Annotated in this window: 15 protein-coding genes and 1 tRNA gene; 7 read left to right on the top strand and 9 right to left on the bottom strand. The window is 64.9% G+C overall.

Going from position 1 to position 17,970, the window contains the following annotated elements:
- Positions 1–31: 31 nt before the first annotated feature.
- Together VNQ78_RS15815 and lipB are read right to left on the bottom strand one after the other, a co-directional pair.
- On the bottom strand, positions 32–505 hold the full coding sequence (locus VNQ78_RS15815) for a cytochrome C (RefSeq protein ID WP_325691475.1): 474 nt from the start codon (positions 503–505) through the stop codon (positions 32–34).
- A 141-nt stretch (positions 506–646) separates the two neighbouring features.
- Positions 647–1,315, bottom strand: coding sequence for a lipoyl(octanoyl) transferase LipB (gene lipB / locus VNQ78_RS15810; protein ID WP_325691616.1), 669 nt, complete (start codon positions 1,313–1,315; stop codon positions 647–649).
- Positions 1,316–1,500: 185 nt separating this feature from the next.
- Here lipB and metH point away from each other — a divergent pair, with 185 nt between their 5' ends.
- The 7 genes from metH (at position 1,501) to VNQ78_RS15775 (ending at position 11,602) form a co-directional block, all read left to right on the top strand.
- A complete protein-coding gene (gene metH, locus VNQ78_RS15805; RefSeq protein ID WP_325691473.1) occupies positions 1,501–5,253 on the top strand; it encodes a methionine synthase in 3,753 nt (1,250 codons plus the stop codon).
- Between the two features lie 75 nt (positions 5,254–5,328).
- A tRNA-Leu gene (locus VNQ78_RS15800) sits at positions 5,329–5,415 on the top strand.
- A 409-nt stretch (positions 5,416–5,824) separates the two neighbouring features.
- Entirely contained in the window at positions 5,825–6,970 is a 1,146-nt protein-coding gene (locus tag VNQ78_RS15795; protein ID WP_414694093.1) for an ABC transporter ATP-binding protein, read from the top strand.
- A 33-nt stretch (positions 6,971–7,003) separates the two neighbouring features.
- A complete protein-coding gene (locus VNQ78_RS15790) occupies positions 7,004–8,083 on the top strand; it encodes an ABC transporter substrate-binding protein (RefSeq protein WP_325691469.1) in 1,080 nt (359 codons plus the stop codon).
- A 105-nt stretch (positions 8,084–8,188) separates the two neighbouring features.
- Complete coding sequence (locus VNQ78_RS15785) at positions 8,189–9,265, top strand: ABC transporter substrate-binding protein (RefSeq protein WP_325691467.1); 1,077 nt, start codon at positions 8,189–8,191, stop codon at positions 9,263–9,265.
- A gap of 76 nt (positions 9,266–9,341) precedes the next feature.
- Positions 9,342–10,643, top strand: a complete 1,302-nt coding sequence (locus VNQ78_RS15780) for an ABC transporter permease (RefSeq protein ID WP_325691465.1) — start codon at positions 9,342–9,344, stop codon at positions 10,641–10,643.
- A gap of 5 nt (positions 10,644–10,648) precedes the next feature.
- Positions 10,649–11,602, top strand: a complete 954-nt coding sequence (locus tag VNQ78_RS15775; protein WP_325691463.1) for an ABC transporter permease — start codon at positions 10,649–10,651, stop codon at positions 11,600–11,602.
- 68 nt (positions 11,603–11,670) lie between these two features.
- Here VNQ78_RS15775 and VNQ78_RS15770 read toward each other — a convergent pair whose 3' ends face one another.
- The 7 genes from VNQ78_RS15770 to lexA form a co-directional block, all read right to left on the bottom strand.
- Positions 11,671–12,615: an AEC family transporter gene (locus VNQ78_RS15770; RefSeq protein WP_325691462.1), complete on the bottom strand. Its 945-nt coding sequence runs from the start codon at positions 12,613–12,615 to the stop codon at positions 11,671–11,673.
- Positions 12,612–13,412: an MBL fold metallo-hydrolase gene (locus tag VNQ78_RS15765; RefSeq protein ID WP_325691461.1), complete on the bottom strand. Its 801-nt coding sequence runs from the start codon at positions 13,410–13,412 to the stop codon at positions 12,612–12,614. Before VNQ78_RS15765 ends, VNQ78_RS15770 begins: the two co-directional genes overlap by 4 nt.
- Complete coding sequence (locus tag VNQ78_RS15760; RefSeq protein ID WP_325691459.1) at positions 13,409–14,209, bottom strand: TatD family hydrolase; 801 nt, start codon at positions 14,207–14,209, stop codon at positions 13,409–13,411. The genes VNQ78_RS15765 and VNQ78_RS15760 overlap by 4 nt, the downstream gene beginning before the upstream one ends.
- A 28-nt stretch (positions 14,210–14,237) precedes the next feature.
- Entirely contained in the window at positions 14,238–15,320 is a 1,083-nt protein-coding gene (locus tag VNQ78_RS15755; RefSeq protein ID WP_325691457.1) for a DNA polymerase III subunit delta', read from the bottom strand.
- On the bottom strand, positions 15,317–15,916 hold the full coding sequence (tmk, locus tag VNQ78_RS15750; RefSeq protein WP_325691455.1) for a dTMP kinase: 600 nt from the start codon (positions 15,914–15,916) through the stop codon (positions 15,317–15,319). Before tmk ends, VNQ78_RS15755 begins: the two co-directional genes overlap by 4 nt.
- 8 nt (positions 15,917–15,924) lie before the next feature.
- Complete coding sequence (locus VNQ78_RS15745; RefSeq protein ID WP_325691453.1) at positions 15,925–17,082, bottom strand: D-alanyl-D-alanine carboxypeptidase family protein; 1,158 nt, start codon at positions 17,080–17,082, stop codon at positions 15,925–15,927.
- Between the two features lie 117 nt (positions 17,083–17,199).
- Positions 17,200–17,898 (bottom strand): transcriptional repressor LexA, encoded by a 699-nt coding sequence (gene lexA / locus VNQ78_RS15740; RefSeq protein ID WP_325691614.1) that lies wholly within the window; start codon positions 17,896–17,898, stop codon positions 17,200–17,202.
- Positions 17,899–17,970 lie beyond the last annotated feature (72 nt).

The raw sequence follows: 17,970 nt of genomic DNA, 5'->3' as shown, positions 1-17,970 counted from the left end.
CCCTGTTGCAGCTTCGCGACAGGTCGCCCGATCAGTTCGTGGCGGGGGCCGCAGCCGGGGCAGCGGCGGCGTCAGTGGCCGGCGCGCCTCCCGCATCGGGAGAGTGCTGGGCAAGGAATGCCACCACATCCGCCTGGTTCTTGGCCATCTTGAAGGTCATCTTCGTCTTGAGCGACGCGTCGCCGACCTTCTCCTCGACATATTTGTTCGGGTCCGTGATATAGGCGGCCAGATCATCGGTGGTCCACACCTCTCCGGCTTCGCCCAGCTTCACCAGCGCATCGGAATATTTGAACCCTTCCTGCGTGCCCGCCTTGCGGCCGACGACGTTGAAGAGATTCGGGCCGGTCTTGCCGCCCTTGACCACATCAGAGCCGTCGGGCGACTGGATCATGTGGCAGGCCTTGCATTTACGGAACTCCTTCTCGCCGTTGGCTGCGTCCTGTGCCATGGCCGGCAGCGCAAGCGAGACTGCGGCAAGAGTGGCGTAGATGCTGATCTTCATAGCATTCCTCTAAGCGTCAGATTCCTCAAGACGGACAGGAATCCGCCTCCCTGAGGCCGAGGGCTACCATGCCGGCGGGGCGGCTGGATACCGTCAAAAGGTCGCACCTCTCGCAAGGGTGATTTCGGTGCGCGTGGAAAATCAGCCTTCGAGCGGCGGGAAGATCGGCGTGAAGCAGCGCTTCAGCGCGACGTCGAGATCGTCGAGCCCGGCTGGGTGGCCGAGGTCGACAATGCTGGTAACGCCATGACCGGCGATCCCGCAGGGCACGATCCCGGTATAATGGCCGAGATCGGGTTCGACATTGATCGAGATGCCGTGGAAGCTGACCCATTTGCGCAGCTTGACCCCGATCGCCGCGATCTTGTCTTCGCGCATCGAGCCATCGGGCAGGGCGGCCTTGTCTGGGCGCTGGATCCAGACGCCGACGCGGCCGTCGCGGATCTCGCCCTTCAGGTTGAATTCGGCCAGGGCGTCGATGACCCAGCGCTCGAGCGCCGCCACGAAGGCGCGGATGTCGCGGCCGCGACGGTTGAGGTCGAGCATGACATAGACGACGCGCTGCCCCGGACCGTGATAGGTATATTGCCCGCCGCGCCCCGCCGCGAAGACGGGAAAGCGCGCGTCGAGGAGATCCTCGGCCCTGGCGCTGGTGCCGGCGGTATAGAGCGGGGGATGCTCGACCAGCCAGATCAGTTCATCCGCCTCGCCTGCGTGGATCGCGGCGGCCCGCGCCTCCATGAAGGCGACGGCATCCTCGTAAGGGGTGAGTCCGGGGGCGGTGATCCATTCGGTCATGTGGCGGCAGATATTCCTGCGCGCGGCCTGCCGCAAGGGGGAGCCGCGCCCAAGGTGGGGGCGCTGCCCCCACACCCCCGGGGTATTTGGGAAACGATGAAAGATGAATCTGATGCATGATCATTGTGCGGATGTTGAATTTCACTAAATGACGGCTTGCGTCTATACAGACGACTTCACAAAGCCCGGACCGCGCCATGACCCTGCCCAAATCGCCCGTCTTCGAAGCCATCCGCGCCGCCGCGCGTGAGCGCATCCTGATCCTCGACGGGGCGATGGGCACGCAGATCCAGCAGCTTGGCTTTGGCGAGGGCGATTTCCTTGGCCATGGCGGGGCCTGCGCTTGCGGCTGCCATCCGCCGGCATTCGGCGAGCATCCCCAGCAGGGCAACAACGACCTGCTGATCCTGACCCAGCCCGAGGCGATCGAGGCGATCCATTACCGCTATGCCAAGGCGGGGGCCGATATCGTCGAGACGAACACGTTTTCCTCGACCACCATCGCGCAGGCCGATTACGGCATGGAACACGCGGTCCATGACCTGAACTTTCACGGCGCGCGCCTTGTGCGGCAGGCGCTGGACCGCGCCACGGCCGAGGATGGCCGCCCGCGCTGGGTCGCGGGGGCGCTGGGGCCGACCAACCGCACGGCCTCGATCAGCCCGGACGTGAACAATCCGGGCTATCGCGCTGTCACTTTCGACCAGTTGCGCGTGGCCTATGCCGAACAGATCCGCGGGCTGATTGAGGGCGGCGCGGATATCATCCTGATCGAGACGATCTTCGACACACTGAACGCCAAGGCCGCGATCTTTGCCGCCGAGGAGGTGTTCGAGGAGAACGGGTTGCGCCTGCCGGTGATGATCTCGGGGACGATCACCGATCTTTCCGGGCGGACGCTTTCGGGCCAGACGCCGACCGCCTTCTGGCATTCGGTGTCCCATTCGCAGCCGCTGACCGTCGGCCTCAACTGCGCGCTGGGGGCCGAGGCGATGCGGCCTCACCTGTCCGAGCTTTCGGGCGTCGCGGACACGTTGATCTGCGCCTATCCCAATGCCGGCTTGCCCAATGAGATGGGCCAGTATGACGAGACACCCGAGGACATGGCCCGTCAGGTCGGGGATTTCGCGCGCGAAGGTCTGGTCAACATCGTCGGCGGTTGCTGCGGCTCGACCCCCGAGCATATCGCGGCGATCGCCCGTGCGGTTGCCGATATTCCGCCGCGTGTCCTGCCCGAGATCGAGCCGCGCCTGCGCCTGTCGGGGCTGGAGCCTTTCGTGAAGACCGACGATATTCCCTTCATCAACGTGGGTGAGCGCACGAACGTCACCGGCTCGGCCCGGTTCCGCAAGCTGATCACCAATGGCGATTATGCCGCCGCGCTGGACGTGGCCCGCGATCAGGTCGAGAACGGCGCTCAGATCATCGACGTGAACATGGACGAGGGCCTGATCGATTCGAAGCAGGCGATGATCGACTATCTGAACCTGATCGCGGCCGAGCCTGACATAGCCCGCGTGCCGGTGATGATCGACAGCTCGAAATGGGAGGTGATCGAGGCCGGGCTGAAATGCGTTCAGGGCAAGGCGGTGGTGAACTCGATCAGCCTGAAGGAGGGCGAGGAGCAGTTCCTGCATCACGCCCGGCTGTGCCGCCGCTATGGCGCCGCCGTCGTGGTCATGGCCTTTGACGAGACCGGGCAGGCCGATACCGAGAACCGCAAGGTCGAGATCTGCGCCCGCGCCTATGACCTGCTGGTCAACACGGTCGGCTTCCCGGCCGAGGACATCATCTTCGACCCGAACATCTTTGCCGTCGCCACCGGGATCGAGGAACACGACAATTACGGCGTCGATTTCATCAATGCCACGCGGCGTATCATGCAGTCGCTGCCGCATGTCCATATCTCGGGCGGGGTGTCGAACCTGTCCTTCAGCTTCCGCGGCAACGAGCCGGTGCGCGAGGCGATGCATGCCGTGTTCCTCTATCACGCCATTCAGGCGGGCATGGATATGGGCATCGTCAATGCGGGCCAGCTTGCGGTCTATGACCAGATCGACGCGGGCCTGCGCGAGGCCTGCGAGGACGTGGTCCTGAACCGCAAGCCCGCGAATGGCCGGACCGCGACCGAGAACCTGCTGGATATCGCCGAACGCTTCCGTGGCGAAGGCGGCGCGAAGGGTCGCGAAAAGGATCTGACATGGCGTGAATGGCCGGTGAACAAGCGCCTCGAACATGCGCTGGTGAACGGCATCACGGAATATATCGACGAGGATACCGAGGAGGCGCGTCTGGCGGCCGAGCGCCCGCTGCATGTCATCGAAGGCCCGTTGATGGACGGGATGAACGTCGTCGGCGACCTCTTCGGCTCGGGCAAGATGTTCCTGCCGCAGGTGGTGAAATCCGCCCGCGTGATGAAACAGGCCGTGGCGCATCTTCTGCCCTATATGGAGGAGGAGAAGGCCGGCAGCGGTGCCTCCTCCAGCGCGGGCAAGGTGCTGATGGCGACGGTCAAGGGCGACGTCCATGACATCGGCAAGAACATCGTCGGCGTCGTCCTGGCCTGCAACAATTACGAGATCATCGACCTTGGCGTCATGGTCCCGGCGACCAAGATCCTTGAGGTCGCGAAGGCCGAGAAGGTCGATATCATCGGGCTTTCCGGCCTCATCACCCCCTCGCTGGACGAGATGGTCCATGTCGCATCCGAGATGGAGCGCGAGGGTTTCGACATCCCGCTGCTGATCGGCGGCGCGACGACCAGCCGCGTGCATACGGCGGTCAAGATCAACCCGCGCTATGCCAAGGGTCAGACGGTCTATGTCACCGATGCAAGCCGCGCGGTCGGCGTCGTGGGCAACCTGCTCTCGGGGCAGAAGACGGCCTATGTCGAGAATATCCGCAGCGAATATGCCGATGTCGCGAACAAGCACGCCCGGGCCGAGGCCGAGAAGAAGCGCCTGCCGCTGGCTTCGGCGCGGGAGAACGCGGTCAGGATCGACTGGACTGGGTTCGAGGCGAAGGCGCCGGAGTTCCTTGGCGCGAAGGTGATCGACGATTTCGATCTGGCCGAGATTGCGCGCTATATCGACTGGACCCCCTTCTTCCAGACATGGGAGCTGAAGGGCGTCTATCCCCGCATTCTCGACGATGAGAAGCAGGGCGAGGTCGCGCGTCAGTTGTTTGCCGATGCGCAGGCCATGCTGGCGCGGATCATCGACGAGAAATGGTTCCAGCCCCGCGCGGTCATCGGCTTCTGGCCGGCGAACCGGGTTGGCGACGACATTCGCCTGTTCACCGGCGAGGATCGCGGGCAGGAATTGGCGACGCTGCACACGCTGCGCCAGCAAGTCTCGAAGCGCGACGGCCGCCCGAATGTCGCGATGGCGGATTTCGTCGCACCCGAGGGGCAGCGCGATTATGTCGGCGGCTTCGTCGTGACAGCGGGGGGCGAGGAGCAGGCGATTGCCGACCGCTTCAAGGCGGCGCATGACGATTTCTCGGCCATTCTGGTGCAGGCCCTTGCCGACCGCTTCGCCGAGGCGCTGGCCGAGATGATGCATGAACGCGTGCGCAAGGACTACTGGGGCTATTCGGACGAAAGCTTCAGCCCCGAGGAACTGATCGGCGAACCCTATCCCGGCATCCGGCCCGCGCCGGGCTATCCGGCCCAGCCCGACCATACCGAAAAGACGACGCTGTTCCGCCTTCTGGACGCGACGGCGGCCACCGGGGTTGAGTTGACCGAATCGATGGCGATGTGGCCGGGGGCATCGGTTTCGGGCCTCTATATCGGCCATCCCGAGGCCTATTATTTCGGCGTCGCCAAGGTCGAACACGATCAGGTTCTGGACTATGCGGCGCGCAAGGGAATGTCCGTCGCCGAGGCCGAACGCTGGCTTGCGCCGATCCTCAACTACATCCCGCAAAGCGCCGTCGCGGCGGAATGAAAAAGACTGCGCGGGGGGTGAAAATTGCCCTTTTCATCCGCCGCGCAACCGTCTAAGAGGCGCTAGCTACGAAATGCGGTCGTGGCGGAATTGGTAGACGCGCAGCGTTGAGGTCGCTGTTCCCTAACCGGAGTGGAAGTTCGAGTCTTCTCGACCGCACCAAGTAGCAGATGGCGAAAGTGGCCGGCGAAAGCCGGCCTTTCGTTTTTTCTCCGCTCGAGATTTTCAGCTCTGAACAGCCTTTCGCGATCTGCGCGGCGGGCTTGGCTATAGGCGTTTTGCGTCATCCATATGGTATGATTGCGCGGCGCCGGGGATCCGGCGGGACGCGCTCGGCGCCATTGCCCAAAGCCTGTGCGCAAATCCGGCCCCGACACGCTTTGGCGGGCCGCGCGCCGATTTCGCCAATCTTCCAACCGGCTTTGTCCTTTGGCCTTTCGGCTTCGGGCCGGTCGTCATTGCCCGGCGGCACCGGCCCTGCCGTCATGCACGGTTTTGCGGCAGCGGGAGGGTGCTGCCTGTAGCTTGCACATGTCAGTTGCAATCCTGCGCGAGCGGCGCATAGGCTTGGATGGCGGAAAACAAGAACTATGAGAAACAGGGAGACCCGCATTTGGCAGTCGCAGCCGCGAACGACGCATTTGTCGTCTTTGATCATGTGCAGAAAAGCTATGACGGTCAGACTCTGGTCGTGAAAGACCTCAACCTCAGCATCGGCAAGGGCGAGTTTCTGACGATGCTCGGTCCGTCGGGTTCGGGAAAGACCACCTGCCTGATGATGCTGGCCGGATTCGAGACGGCGACCCATGGCGAAATTCGCCTGAACGGGCGCAATATCAATGACGTGCCGCCGCATAAGCGCGGCATCGGCATGGTGTTCCAGAGCTATGCGCTGTTCCCGCACATGACCGTGGGCGAGAACCTGTCCTTCCCGCTGGAAGTGCGGGGCATGACCTCGGCCGAACGCAGCAGCCGCGTGGCGCGCGCGCTCGACATGGTGCAGATGTCGACATTCGCGAACCGGCGGCCCGCGCAACTTTCGGGTGGACAGCAGCAGCGGATCGCGCTGGCCCGCGCGCTGGTCTTCGACCCTGAGCTGGTGCTGATGGACGAGCCGCTTGGCGCGCTCGACAAGCAGTTGCGCGAGCATATGCAGTTCGAGATCAAGGCGCTGCACGACCGGCTGGGGATCACCGTGGTCTATGTCACCCATGATCAGGGCGAGGCGCTGACCATGTCGGACCGAATCGCGGTTTTCAACGACGGGCGCATCCAGCAGCTTGCCTCGCCGCCGGTGCTTTACGAGCAGCCGGGAAACAGCTTCGTCGCCGGCTTCATCGGCGAGAACAACGCGCTGCAAGGCCAGATCGAGCAGTTGCAGGGCGAGAAGGCGCTGGTCCGGCTGGGCAATGGCGACCTGATCGACGCCACCGCCGTCAATATCCGCGAATCCGGTTGCGCCACCACCGTCTCGATCCGCCCCGAGCGGGTGGAGTTCAAGCCCGACCTGATGCCGCCCGGCGCCCATACGCTGGAGGCCGAGGTGCGCGACGTCGTCTATATGGGCGACATCCTGCGCGCCCGCCTGAAGGTCGCCGGGCAGGACAATTTCGTGATGAAATACCGCAACACGCTGGGCCAGGTGAAGCTCTCTCCCGGCGAGACGATCCGCATCGGCTGGCATCCCGAGGATGCGCGGGCGCTGGATCCGGTATGAGCCGAAACCGATACAACAAGCGAGGGAACTGACATGAAACGAACCCTGATCCTCACCTCTGCGCTGGTGGCGATTGCCGCCAGCGCCCAGGCGCAGGACAAACAGGTGAACCTGCTGAGCTGGGGCGGCGCCTATGGCAACAGCCACGTGCAGGCCTATGCCAAGCCGTTCGAGGAAAAGACCGGGATCAAGGTCTCGATCGCCGATGCCGACAACCCGGCGACGCCCCTGAAGGCGCAGGTCGAGGCGGGCAACGTCTCGACCGATGTGGCCTCGGTCGAATATGCCGATGCCGTGCGGCTCTGCGACGAGGGCCTGCTGGAGGAGATCGACGCATCGATCCTCGTCCCCGCGGCCGATGGCACCCCTGCCGCCGATGACTTCATCGACGGGGCGGTGACGGATTGTTTCATCGGCACGGACGTCTATTCGATGATCTTGGCCTATGACGACACCAAATTCGCCGATGCCAAGCCCGCGAGCCCCGGTGATTTCTTCGACACGGCGAAGTTCCCCGGCAAGCGCACCATGCGCAAGGGCGCCAAGTTCAACCTGGAATTCGCGCTGATGGCCGATGGTGTCCCCGCCGATCAGGTCTATGAGGTTCTGGGCACGCCCGAGGGCGTCGAGCGCGCCTTCAAGAAGCTCGGTACGATCAAGAATGACGTGATCTGGTGGGAAGCCGGCGCGCAGCCGCCGCAGCTTCTGGCCGATGGCGAGGTCAGCATGGCCTATGCCTTCAACGGCCGGATCTTCGACGCAGGGCAGAAAGAGGGCAAGCCCTTCAAGATCGTCTGGGACGGCCAGATCTACGAGATGGAGGGCTGGGTCGTGCCGAAAGGCGCCCCGAACCTCGAGGCCGCGAAGGAGTTCATCGCCTTCTCGACCTCGCCCGAGCCGCAGGCCCGCGCCGCCGAGTTCATCAGCTATGGTCCGCCGCGCAAATCGGCCGCCGCGCTGGTCGGCAATATCGAGGGCACCGATGTTCCGATGGGTCCGAACCTGCCGACCTATGCCGAGAACATGAAGCAGGCGCTGGCCTCGAACCTCGACTTCTGGGTCGATCACGACGCCGAGCTGAACGAGCGTTTCAACGCCTGGCTTGCCAACTGAGTTTTTGGTCGCGGCGGCATGTTCGCCGCGACCCCATTCGCGCCGATGGCGCCAAGAACCACGGCCAAAGCAGCCGGAACAACCAACAGGGAGAAAGAGAAAATCATGAAGAGAATGCTCATTCTGTCCTCTGCCCTCGGCACCTTCGCCCTTGCGGCGCAGGCGCAGGAGGTCAATGTCGTCTCCTGGGGCGGCGCATACGAGAAGTCGCAGGTCGAGGCCTATAACAAGCCCTTTACCGAAAAGACCGGCATCAAGGTCAACATGATCGCCGCCGACAACCCGGCGACGCCCCTGAAGGCGCAGGTCGAGGCGAAGAACATCACCGGCGACGTCTTCGACATCGAGACCTCGGACGCGATCCGGCTTTGCGACGAGGGCGCGCTGCTTGAGATCGACCCGGCAAGCCTGCCCGCCGCGCCTGACGGGACGCCCGCGGTGGAGGACTTCATCCCCGGCGCCCTTCAGGATTGCGCGGTGGCGAATATCTTCTGGGGCACGGTCATCGCCTTCGATACCACCAAGTTCGCGGGCGAAAAGCCCAAGACCGCGGCGGATTTCTTCGACACGACAAAATTCCCCGGCAAGCGCGGGCTGCCGAAGAACCCCAAGCGCACGCTTTATCTGGCGCTGATCGCCGATGGCGTTCCCGCCGATCAGGTCTATGAAACGCTAGGCACCCCCGAGGGCGTCGACCGGGCCTTCAAGAAGCTCGATACCATCAAGAAGGACGTGGTCTGGTGGGAGGCCGGCGCCCAGCCGGTGCAATTGCTGGCCGATGGCGAGGTGGTGATGGCCACCGGCTATAACGGCCGCTTCTTCGACGCCATGGTGGCCGAGGGCAAGCCGTTCGAGATCATCTGGGACGGGCAATACATGGACATGGACATGTTCGCGATTGCCAAGGATTCGCCCAATCCCGAGGCCGCGATGGAATATCTGAAATTCGCGACCGACACCCAGCGCCTTGCCGATCAGGCGAAATGGATCGCCTATGGTCCGTCCCGCAAAAGCTCGGCCGCGCTGGTCGGCAAGTATCAGGACGGCAAGACCGACATGGGCCCGCATATGCCGACCAACCCAGAGTATATGACGACTGCGGTGATGGACGACCCGGAATTCTGGGCCGATCATCAGGCCGAGATGTCCGAGCGCTTCAACTCCTGGCTGGCTGCGGGCTGAATAGTCGCGCCGCCGCCCGCGACCTCGCAGGGCGGCGGCTTTTTCAACTTTCGAATATCGCTGCTGAAGGATCCTGATGGCAAACGCTCTCGACCCTCACGCCGCCATCGTGACCGAGGCCACCGGCCTTCTGTCCGATGGCACGCTGAAAACGGCGGACGGGCAACCGCTGGCCCGCGCGCTGGCGCGAAGCTCGCGCCGCGCCCGTCGCCGGGCGTTCCTTCTGGTCCTGCCTCTCTTGCTGTTCATCCTGCTCACCTTTGTCGTGCCGATCGGGCAGATGCTGCAGCGTTCGGTCAAGAATGACGGCTTTTCGGCCAATATGCCGCAGATGTCGGCGTGGTTTCACGAGAACCCGCGCGGAGCCGAGCCGGACGAGGCGGCCTGGGCGGCGCTCGCGGGCGATCTTCAGGCGGCGGCCAAGGCGCGCACCATCGGTGTGGTCGGCACGCGGATCAACTATGACCTGCCGGGGACGCGCTCGCTTTTCACCTCGGCCGGGCGCAAGGTGCGGGACGGGCTGGAGCCGCCCTATCGCGAGGCGATGCTCGAGATCGACAAGGACTGGGGCAATCCGCGCCTCTGGTCCGTGATGCGCGAGGCATCCTCGGCCTATACCGCCAACTTCTACCTCGCCGCGATGGACCGGACCCGGGACGACAATGGCAATATCGTGCAGGTGGCCGAGGAGCAGCGCATCTATCTCAAGCTGTTCATGCGGACCTTCTGGCTTTCGCTGGTGATCACCGGCACGACCTTCCTGCTCGGCTTCCCGATCGCGCATCTTTTGGCCACGCTGCCGATGCGCAAGTCGAACCTGCTGATGATCCTCGTCCTGCTGCCGTTCTGGACCTCGCTTCTGGTCAGGACGACGGCCTGGATGGTGCTGCTGCAACAACAGGGGGTGGTAAATGACATCCTCGTCTGGCTCGGCATCATCAAAGACAATCAACGGTTGCAGATGATCTTCAACCAGACCGGCACGATCATCGCGATGACGCATATCCTGCTGCCGTTCATGATCCTGCCGCTCTATTCGGTGATGCGGACGATCAACCCGTCCTATGTCCGCGCGGCGCGCAGCCTCGGCGCGACAAGCTGGACGGCCTTCCGCCGCATCTATTTCCCGCAAACCTTGCCGGGGCTCGGGGCAGGGGCGCTTCTCGTCTTCATCCTCGCGGTCGGCTATTATATCACGCCCGCGCTGGTCGGCGGCTCTTCGGGGCAGCTCATCTCGAACCTGATCGCGATGCACATGACGCAGACGCTGAACTGGTCCATGGCCGCCGCGCTGGCCTCCCTGCTGCTGGCCGGGGTTTTGATCCTCTACTGGGTCTATGACCGCCTCGTCGGCATCGACAACCTGAAGCTGGGGTAACCGCCATGGCACTTCCGACCTATGCCACGCCGCTCGAGAAAGCCTGGCACTACGCCTATATCGCGATCTGCGCGGCGATCTTCTTCTTCCTGATCGCGCCGATCGTGGTGGTGATCCCGCTCTCCTTCAATGCCGAGCCCTATTTCACCTTCACCGACAAGATGCTGTCCTTCGACCCCGAGGGATATTCGATGCGCTGGTATGACAGCCTGCTGACCTTCGGCATGGTCCGGCCCGAGGCGCCCCGCGACCTCAGCTGGTGGGCGGATGCCTGGCAGAACGCGAAATGGGTGCAGGCGGCGAAAAGCTCGATGATCATCGGCTTCTTCTCGACCATCGTGGCGACCGTCCTCGGCACGCTGGCGGCCCTCGGCCTCTCGCGCCCCGAGATGCCGTTCCGCCGCGCGATCATGGCGATCCTGATCTCGCCCATGATCGTGCCGATCATCATCACCGCGACGGGGATGTTCTTCTTCTACTCGAACCCCTGCGCGCCGCTAAGCTGGATCGGCCTGAACCCGCAATGCGGCAGGCTCGCCGGCACCTATCTGGGTGTCATCCTGGCCCATGCGACGCTGGGCATCCCCTTCGTCATCATCACCGTGACCGCAACGCTGATCGGTTTCGACCAGTCGCTGTCGCGGGCCGCGGCCAGCCTCGGGGCCAATCCACGCACAACCTTCTTCCGCGTCATCATGCCGCTGATCCTGCCGGGCGTGATCTCGGGCGCGCTCTTCGCCTTCGTGACCTCCTTCGACGAGGTGGTCGCGGTCCTCTTCATCGCCGGTCCCGACCAGCAGACCATTCCCCGCCAGATGTGGAACGGCATCCGCGAGCAGATCTCACCTGCGATCCTCGCCGTGGCCACGCTCCTGGTGATCTTCTCCGTCGCGCTTCTTACGGTGGTCGAGATGCTGCGCCGCCGGTCCGAACGGCTAAGGGGCGTGACCCCAAGCTAGGCACAGGCTCGCATTCACCGTTTCCCAAATACCCCCGCCGGAGGCGGAACCTGCCCCGCCAGACCGCCTCACGGCAGGACCGAGATCCAGAACCAGATCGTCAGCATGGAAAGCGCAGTCGAGACCAGAACGGTCGAGGCCGCGACCCGCTTTGCGGAATTGTAGATCGCCGCGAACAGATAGGCGTTCACCCCCGGCGCCATGCTGGCCGTGATCACGGCCGAGCGCATGGCCTCCGTCGGCAGCTTGAAGACGAGGCCGAGGCCATAGGTCGTGACCGGATGGACCACCAGCGAGCAGATGCAGCAAAGCGCGATGGCGATGCTGTCTCCCTCGGGCCGATAGCGGTGAAGGACGCCGCCAAGTCCGAACAGCGCGGCGGGCAGCGCCGCCCGCGCCATCATGTCCGAGGCCGCCCAGAAGCCCTGCGGCAGGACCAGCCCCGCGCTCAGCAGCAAGTTCATGACCGCGCCGCACAGGATGCCGATGATCAGCGGCGTATGCAGCACGCCCGACAGCGCCCGCATCGCGATCTGCCCGACGCGCAAGCTCTGCCCGCGTGCCCGCGTCACCTCCATCATCGTGATGCCGAAAGTATAAAGCAGGGGCGAGTGGATCGCGATGATCGCGACGTTCCCTGCCACCGCCTCGGCGCCATAGGCGCGCTCCATGATCGGGATCCCGAGCAGCAGCGAGTTCGAGAAGAGGCAGCAGAAACCGATCGCGACCGCATCCTCGGGGCTGCGCTTCAGCCAGACCCGCGCCAGCCCCCAGCCGAGGAAATAGGACAGGAACGCCCCGGCATAGAAGGCGATCCACATGCCGATATTCACGTCCTTCGACAGATCCAGTCGCGCGACATTGGTAAACAGCAGCACCGGCACCGCGAAGTTCTGGGCAAAGCGCATCAGCCCGTCGACCGCCACCTCGGTGAACATCTTCCGCCAGGCGACCAGATAGCCGAAACCGATGATGATGAAGACCGGAAGGATGACGTCGAAAAGAACGGTCATTTCAGATGCAGAACCAGTCCGTCATGGGCGGGAATGACGTTCTCGGGCGTTTCCGCCATGACATCGTTGTAATCGAGGTCGATATGCATGTTGGTGAGAACGCCCTGCGCACAGCCCGACCGCGCGATCCATGCGAGCGTCAGCGCCAGATGGGCATGGCTCGGATGCGGCTTCCGGCGCAAGGCGTCGCAGATGAAGATCTCGGTGCCAAGGATGGTGGGCCACGCCGCCTCGGGGATGTCGAGGACATCGGGCAGGTAGACCAGCCCGCCGCCTTCCGCGGCGATGCGGAACCCCAGCGCGGTGGTGTCGCCGTGTTCCACCTCGAAAGGCAGCAGCGTGACCGGACCTCCGGCGCCCGCGATCTCCACCGGGCCGGTAATCAGGTTCATCCGGCAGATCGGAGGATAGGACGAGCCGGGCGGCGTCTCGAAAATATAGCCAAAGCGGCTCATCAGCGCCTCGGCAGTCTCTGCGTCGGCATGGACCGGCATCCGGTTGCCGGTGTTGAACACGATCTGGCGCAGATCGTCGATGCCGTGAATATGGTCGGCATGGGCATGGGTATAGACCACCGCGTCGATCTCGCCGATCCCCGCATCGAGAAGCTGCGGAACGAGGTCGGGACCGGTATCGATCAGGACGCGGGTAATCCCCTCCAGCCCCTCGCGCTCGACCAGAAGCGAGCAGCGCCGCCGCCGGTTCCGGGGATTCCCGGGGTCGCATTCACCCCAACGGCCGCCCAGTCGCGGCACCCCGCCGGACGAACCGCAGCCGAGAATCGTGGCTCGGATCATCGAGCGGCCTTGGAGAAGAGCCGGTCGAAATTCGCGGTGGTCAGGGCGGCGAATTCCGCCTCGGTCATGTCGAGCGCCTTGGCGCCCACGCGGGCGGTGTGGACGACATAGGCGGGTTCGTTGCGCTTGCCGCGATAGGGCGGGGGCGCCAGATAGGGCGAGTCGGTCTCGACAAGGATGCGGTCGCGCGGGGCCGCGGCAAAGATGTCGCGGATTTCGGTCGAACGCGGGAAGGCCGCGATCCCCGACATCGACAGGTAGAAGCCGAGGTCGATGGCGATGCGCGCGAGTTCGGGGCCGCTGGTATAGCAATGCATGACGCAATCGAAGGCGCCGACGCGGTGCTCCTCGGTCAGGATGCGGGCCATGTCCTCGTCCGCGTCACGCGAATGGATGATCAGCGGCAGGCCGGTGCGGCGCGCCGCCTCGATATGGATGCGCAGGCTCTCGGCCTGGATGATCGCGCTGTCCCGGCTGTAGTGATAGTCGAGCCCCGTTTCGCCATAGCCCAGGAATTTCGGATGCCGCGCCAGCAGGACCAGTTCCTCGACCGCGACCAGCGGCTCCTCGGCGGCATGCATGGGATGGGTGCCGGCGGTGTAGAACAGGCCCTCATGCGCCTCGGCGAGCGCGCGCACCTCGGGTTCCTTGCGCATGCGGGTGCAGATCGTGACCATGCGGCGCACGCCCGCGGCCTTGGCGCGTGCGATGATCTCGGCCTCCTCACCGGCGAAGTCCGGGAAGTCGAGGTGAAAGTGGCTGTCGACGAGTTCGGGGAGGGCGGAGCTATCGGACATCTGGCTTTTTCCCGGCAAGGCGGGCCTTTTATGCGGCAGGCTGATTTGCAAGCCCGATCAGCATATCCATGACCAGAGCGGAAGGGTCAAGGTTCACGGCCCGCCCGGCCCGCGCGCGGGCTGAAAGCTCGGCCTGCGCGCCGGCCCAGAGTTGCGCTGCCCGCTGATCGGGCGAAATCCTGCTCAGCACCTCGGCCTCGCCCGGCGCCGCCTCGGGCAGGGGGGCGCCAAGCAGGCCGGTTCGCGCGGCGCGGGTCAGGAAACGGTCGAGAAGCGTCACGACCAGATCGAAGGGATCGCCCTCGGCCCCGGCGCGGGCAGCCGCGATCTCGGCAAGGCTCGCGGCGGCGCGGCGATCCATGCGGGGGAAATCGGCGAAAAGCCTGACGATCGAGGCATAGACCGAGAGCCCGTCCTGCGCGGCCAGCCGGACCGCCTCGCCCGCCGATCCGCCAGCCAGCGCGCCGAGCCGTCCGGCATCGCCTTCTATCCCCAGATCGCCGAGGATCCGGCCCATCTCTGCGGCTCCCAGCGGATGCAGGCGAAGCTCGCGGCAGCGCGAGCGGATGGTCGGTAGCAGGCGGCCGGGTTGATGCGCGACAAGGATCAGCGTCGCGTCGCGCGGCGGCTCCTCAAGCTGCTTCAGCAGCGCATTCGCGGCAGCAAGGTTCATCTCGTCCGCGGCGTCGATGATGGCGACGCGGTGCCCGCCCTCGGCTGCGGACATGTGGAAGAAGGATTGCAGCCGGCGCACCTCGTCCACCGTGATCTCGGCCCGCAGGCGACCGGATTTCTCGTCCACGGGACGACGGACAAGCAGCAACCGCGGCTCGGAGAGCGCGCGGATGCGGCGGACGACCGGGGCTTCGGGATCGACCCCGAGCCGGTCGGGCGTGCCCCCCGCCAGCAACCATTTCGCCATGGCCCAGGCCAGCGTCGCCTTGCCCGTCCCACGCGGACCCGTCAGAAGCCAGCCGTGATGCATCCGGCCAGCCGCGGCCGCGGCGAGGAAATCGGCAACGGCGGCATCCTGACCCAGCACCTGCCGGCTGTCGCGCGGATGCGGCGCACCCGCGACGCGGTCGGCTTCGGGCAGATCCTCGGCCGTCACGGCAGGGCAGCAAGGACGCGCGCGGCGACCTCGTCCTCGGACCCGTTGCCGTCGATGACGCGGAAACGCCCGGCGCTTTCCGACGCGAGGTCGAGGAAACCCTGCCGCAGGCGTTGCTGGAAGCCCAGCCCGATGCTTTCGAACCGGTCCTCGGCCCCGCCGCGCAGGGCGCCGCGCGCCAGTGAAACTTCGGCCGCGATGTCGATGATGAAGGTCAGGTCGGGTTCGATCCCGATCACCAGACGGTGCAATTCCTCGACCAGCCGGCGATTCTCGGCCCGCGCGAGGCCCTGATAGACCCGCGAGGAATCCGCGAAGCGGTCGCTGATGACAATGGCCCCCCGCGCGAGGGCGGGGTTGATCAGCCGCTCGACATGGTCGCGCCGCGCCGCGGTGAAGAGCAGAAGCTCGGTCTCGGGCGACCAGCGATCCTCGCCCCCTTCGACCAGCAATCGCCGGATTTCCTCGGCGCCGGGGCTGCCGCCGGGTTCGCGGGTCAGGACGACCTCGCGCCCGCGCGCGCGCAGGCTTTCGGCCAGCCGGCGGGCCTGGGTCGACTTGCCGGAGCCGTCTATCCCTTCGAAGCTGATGAACATCGGCCCGGTCAGTTGGTTGCGGCTTTCATCGCGCGCTCGCCCAGCCGCTCGGCCGCGTTCTGCAGCCGTCCGAACACGCCCGCGCGGCCGACATCGCTGGCCGCGATCAGCGGCAGGCGCGATTGACCGGCGCCGGGGATATTGACCAGAAGCTCGCCCAGCTTGTCGCCCTTGGTGATCGGCGCCTCGATCGGGCCGTTGAACACCGCCTCGGCGGTCACGCCCGATTGCGAGCCGGCGGGCAGCAGCACCTTGACCCCGTCCTCGGTCGTGAGGCCAACCCGGCCGACATCGCCCAGCCAGACCGGGGCTTGCGCCACGATCTCGCCCTTGGGGACGATGGTGCGCATGGTGAACTGGCGATAGCCCCAGTTGACGATCCGCTCGGCTTCCTCGGAACGGGCGCGCTCGCTCGGCAGGCCGGTGACGACGAAGATGATCCGGCGGTCGCCCTGCACGGCCGAGCCGACGAGGCCATAACCCGCCTCCTGCGTGTGCCCGGTTTTCAGCCCGTCGGCCTTCCAGTCGGCGGAACCGAGGCGCAGCAAGGGGTTACGGTTGTTGGCATTCGAGGGCACCCGACCCTTGTAGTTGTATTCGGTCAGCGCGAAATTCTTGTAGAGTTCGGGAAACTGGGTGATCAGCCGCGCAGCGAGGATGCCGAGGTCATGCATCGACATCCGGTGCTGCGGATCCGGCCAGCCCGACGAATTTGCGAAATGCGAATTCGTCATGCCAAGCTGCTTGGCGCGTTCGTTCATCAGGCGGGCAAAGGCTTCCTCGGTACCCGCCAGCCCTTCGGCGACGACGACGCAGGCGTCATTGCCGGAATTGATGATGATGCCGTGGATCAATTCCTCGACCGTGGGCCGGTCCGCAGGCTCGACGAACATCTTCGAGCCGCCCATGTGCCAGGCCTTGGTCGAGACGGGAAAGGTCGTGTCCATGGCGACGCGCCCGTCATGCAATGCCTCGAACAGCATGTTGAGCGTCATCAGCTTGGACATGGAGGCGGGCGGCAGCGGCTCGTCCGCGTTCTTCTCCATCAGCACGGTGCCGGTTGCGACGTCATAGACCCATGCCGCACGGGCGTTGGTGTCAAATGCATGCGCGGGCAGCGCGAATGCCATGACGAGAGCGATGATGCGGAGCGTCAGAACGCGCATAGGTAATCCTTGGTGCCGGTTTTCGCGCATATGGTTATCGCAGCAACCGCCTCGCCGCAACGCCGGTCGGGCCGGCCTGCCCGCAAAGTGAAGGCCGGCCCGAAAGCCGGCGCCGGATCAGTAGCTGCGGATCAATCCGACAAGGCGCCCTTGCACCAGCACCTTCTCCTCGGGCAGGACGCGGGTTTCATAGGCGGAGTTGGCGGCTTCCAGCGCGATCATGCCTCCCTTGCGGCGGTAGCGCTTCAAGGTCGCCTCGAACCCCTCGACAAGCGCGACCACGATGTCACCGTTATCCGCGGTATCCTGCTCCCGGATGACAACGACATCGCCGTCATTGATCCCGGCATCGATCATCGAGTCGCCCCTGACCTCCAGCGCATAGTGGTGGTCCTGCGTCGTCAGCATCGAGCTGGGCACCGCGATATGGTGCGAAACCTCCGATATCGCCTCGATCGGGACGCCGGCGGCGATGCGGCCCATGACCGGCAGGTCGATCGCGGAAACCGAGACCTCCATCGCGCCGCGGGGTTGCGGCGTCGCGCGTTCGGCCGCGTCGCCCGAAATGACGCGGGGGCGGAATCCCGATCCCTTGCTGAGCGTGTCGGGCAGGCGGACGATCTCAAGCGCGCGGGCGCGGTGGGGCAGGCGGCGGATGAAGCCCCGCTCCTCCAGCGCCGTCACCAGCCGGTGGATGCCGGATTTCGAACGCAGGTCCAGCGCGATCTTCATCTCGTCGAAAGAGGGCGGCACGCCATCGCGGGCCATGCGCGCCTGAATGAATTCAAGCAGCTGGATTTGCTTCTTGGTCAGCATCGTCTTTTCCTGCTCTGCCGCGACTGCCATGATGTTCCTTGAATGTTCTAGAACGATCAACATCTTGCGTCA

This window comes from Paracoccus sp. (in: a-proteobacteria), assembly GCF_035556475.1.
Classification (GTDB): Bacteria; Pseudomonadota; Alphaproteobacteria; order Rhodobacterales; family Rhodobacteraceae; genus Paracoccus.
The sequence above is the reverse complement of the archived record's forward strand: the minus strand, read 5'-3'. Positions and strand labels throughout refer to the sequence as shown.

Excerpts from the sequence above, each read along its gene's own strand:
- VNQ78_RS15815 (WP_325691475.1), bottom strand. The coding sequence starts at position 505 with ATGAAGATCAGCATCTACGCCACTCTTGCCGCAGTCTCGCTTGCGCTG.
- metH (WP_325691473.1), top strand. The coding sequence starts at position 1,501 with ATGACCCTGCCCAAATCGCCCGTCTTCGAAGCCATCCGCGCCGCCGCG.
- VNQ78_RS15795 (WP_414694093.1), top strand. The coding sequence starts at position 5,825 with ATGGCGGAAAACAAGAACTATGAGAAACAGGGAGACCCGCATTTGGCA.
- VNQ78_RS15790 (WP_325691469.1), top strand. The coding sequence starts at position 7,004 with ATGAAACGAACCCTGATCCTCACCTCTGCGCTGGTGGCGATTGCCGCC.
- VNQ78_RS15785 (WP_325691467.1), top strand. The coding sequence starts at position 8,189 with ATGAAGAGAATGCTCATTCTGTCCTCTGCCCTCGGCACCTTCGCCCTT.
- VNQ78_RS15780 (WP_325691465.1), top strand. The coding sequence starts at position 9,342 with ATGGCAAACGCTCTCGACCCTCACGCCGCCATCGTGACCGAGGCCACC.
- VNQ78_RS15775 (WP_325691463.1), top strand. The coding sequence starts at position 10,649 with ATGGCACTTCCGACCTATGCCACGCCGCTCGAGAAAGCCTGGCACTAC.
- VNQ78_RS15770 (WP_325691462.1), bottom strand. The coding sequence starts at position 12,615 with ATGACCGTTCTTTTCGACGTCATCCTTCCGGTCTTCATCATCATCGGT.
- VNQ78_RS15765 (WP_325691461.1), bottom strand. The coding sequence starts at position 13,412 with ATGATCCGAGCCACGATTCTCGGCTGCGGTTCGTCCGGCGGGGTGCCG.
- VNQ78_RS15760 (WP_325691459.1), bottom strand. The coding sequence starts at position 14,209 with ATGTCCGATAGCTCCGCCCTCCCCGAACTCGTCGACAGCCACTTTCAC.
- tmk (WP_325691455.1), bottom strand. The coding sequence starts at position 15,916 with ATGTTCATCAGCTTCGAAGGGATAGACGGCTCCGGCAAGTCGACCCAG.
- VNQ78_RS15745 (WP_325691453.1), bottom strand. The coding sequence starts at position 17,082 with ATGCGCGTTCTGACGCTCCGCATCATCGCTCTCGTCATGGCATTCGCG.
- lexA (WP_325691614.1), bottom strand. The coding sequence starts at position 17,898 with ATGCTGACCAAGAAGCAAATCCAGCTGCTTGAATTCATTCAGGCGCGC.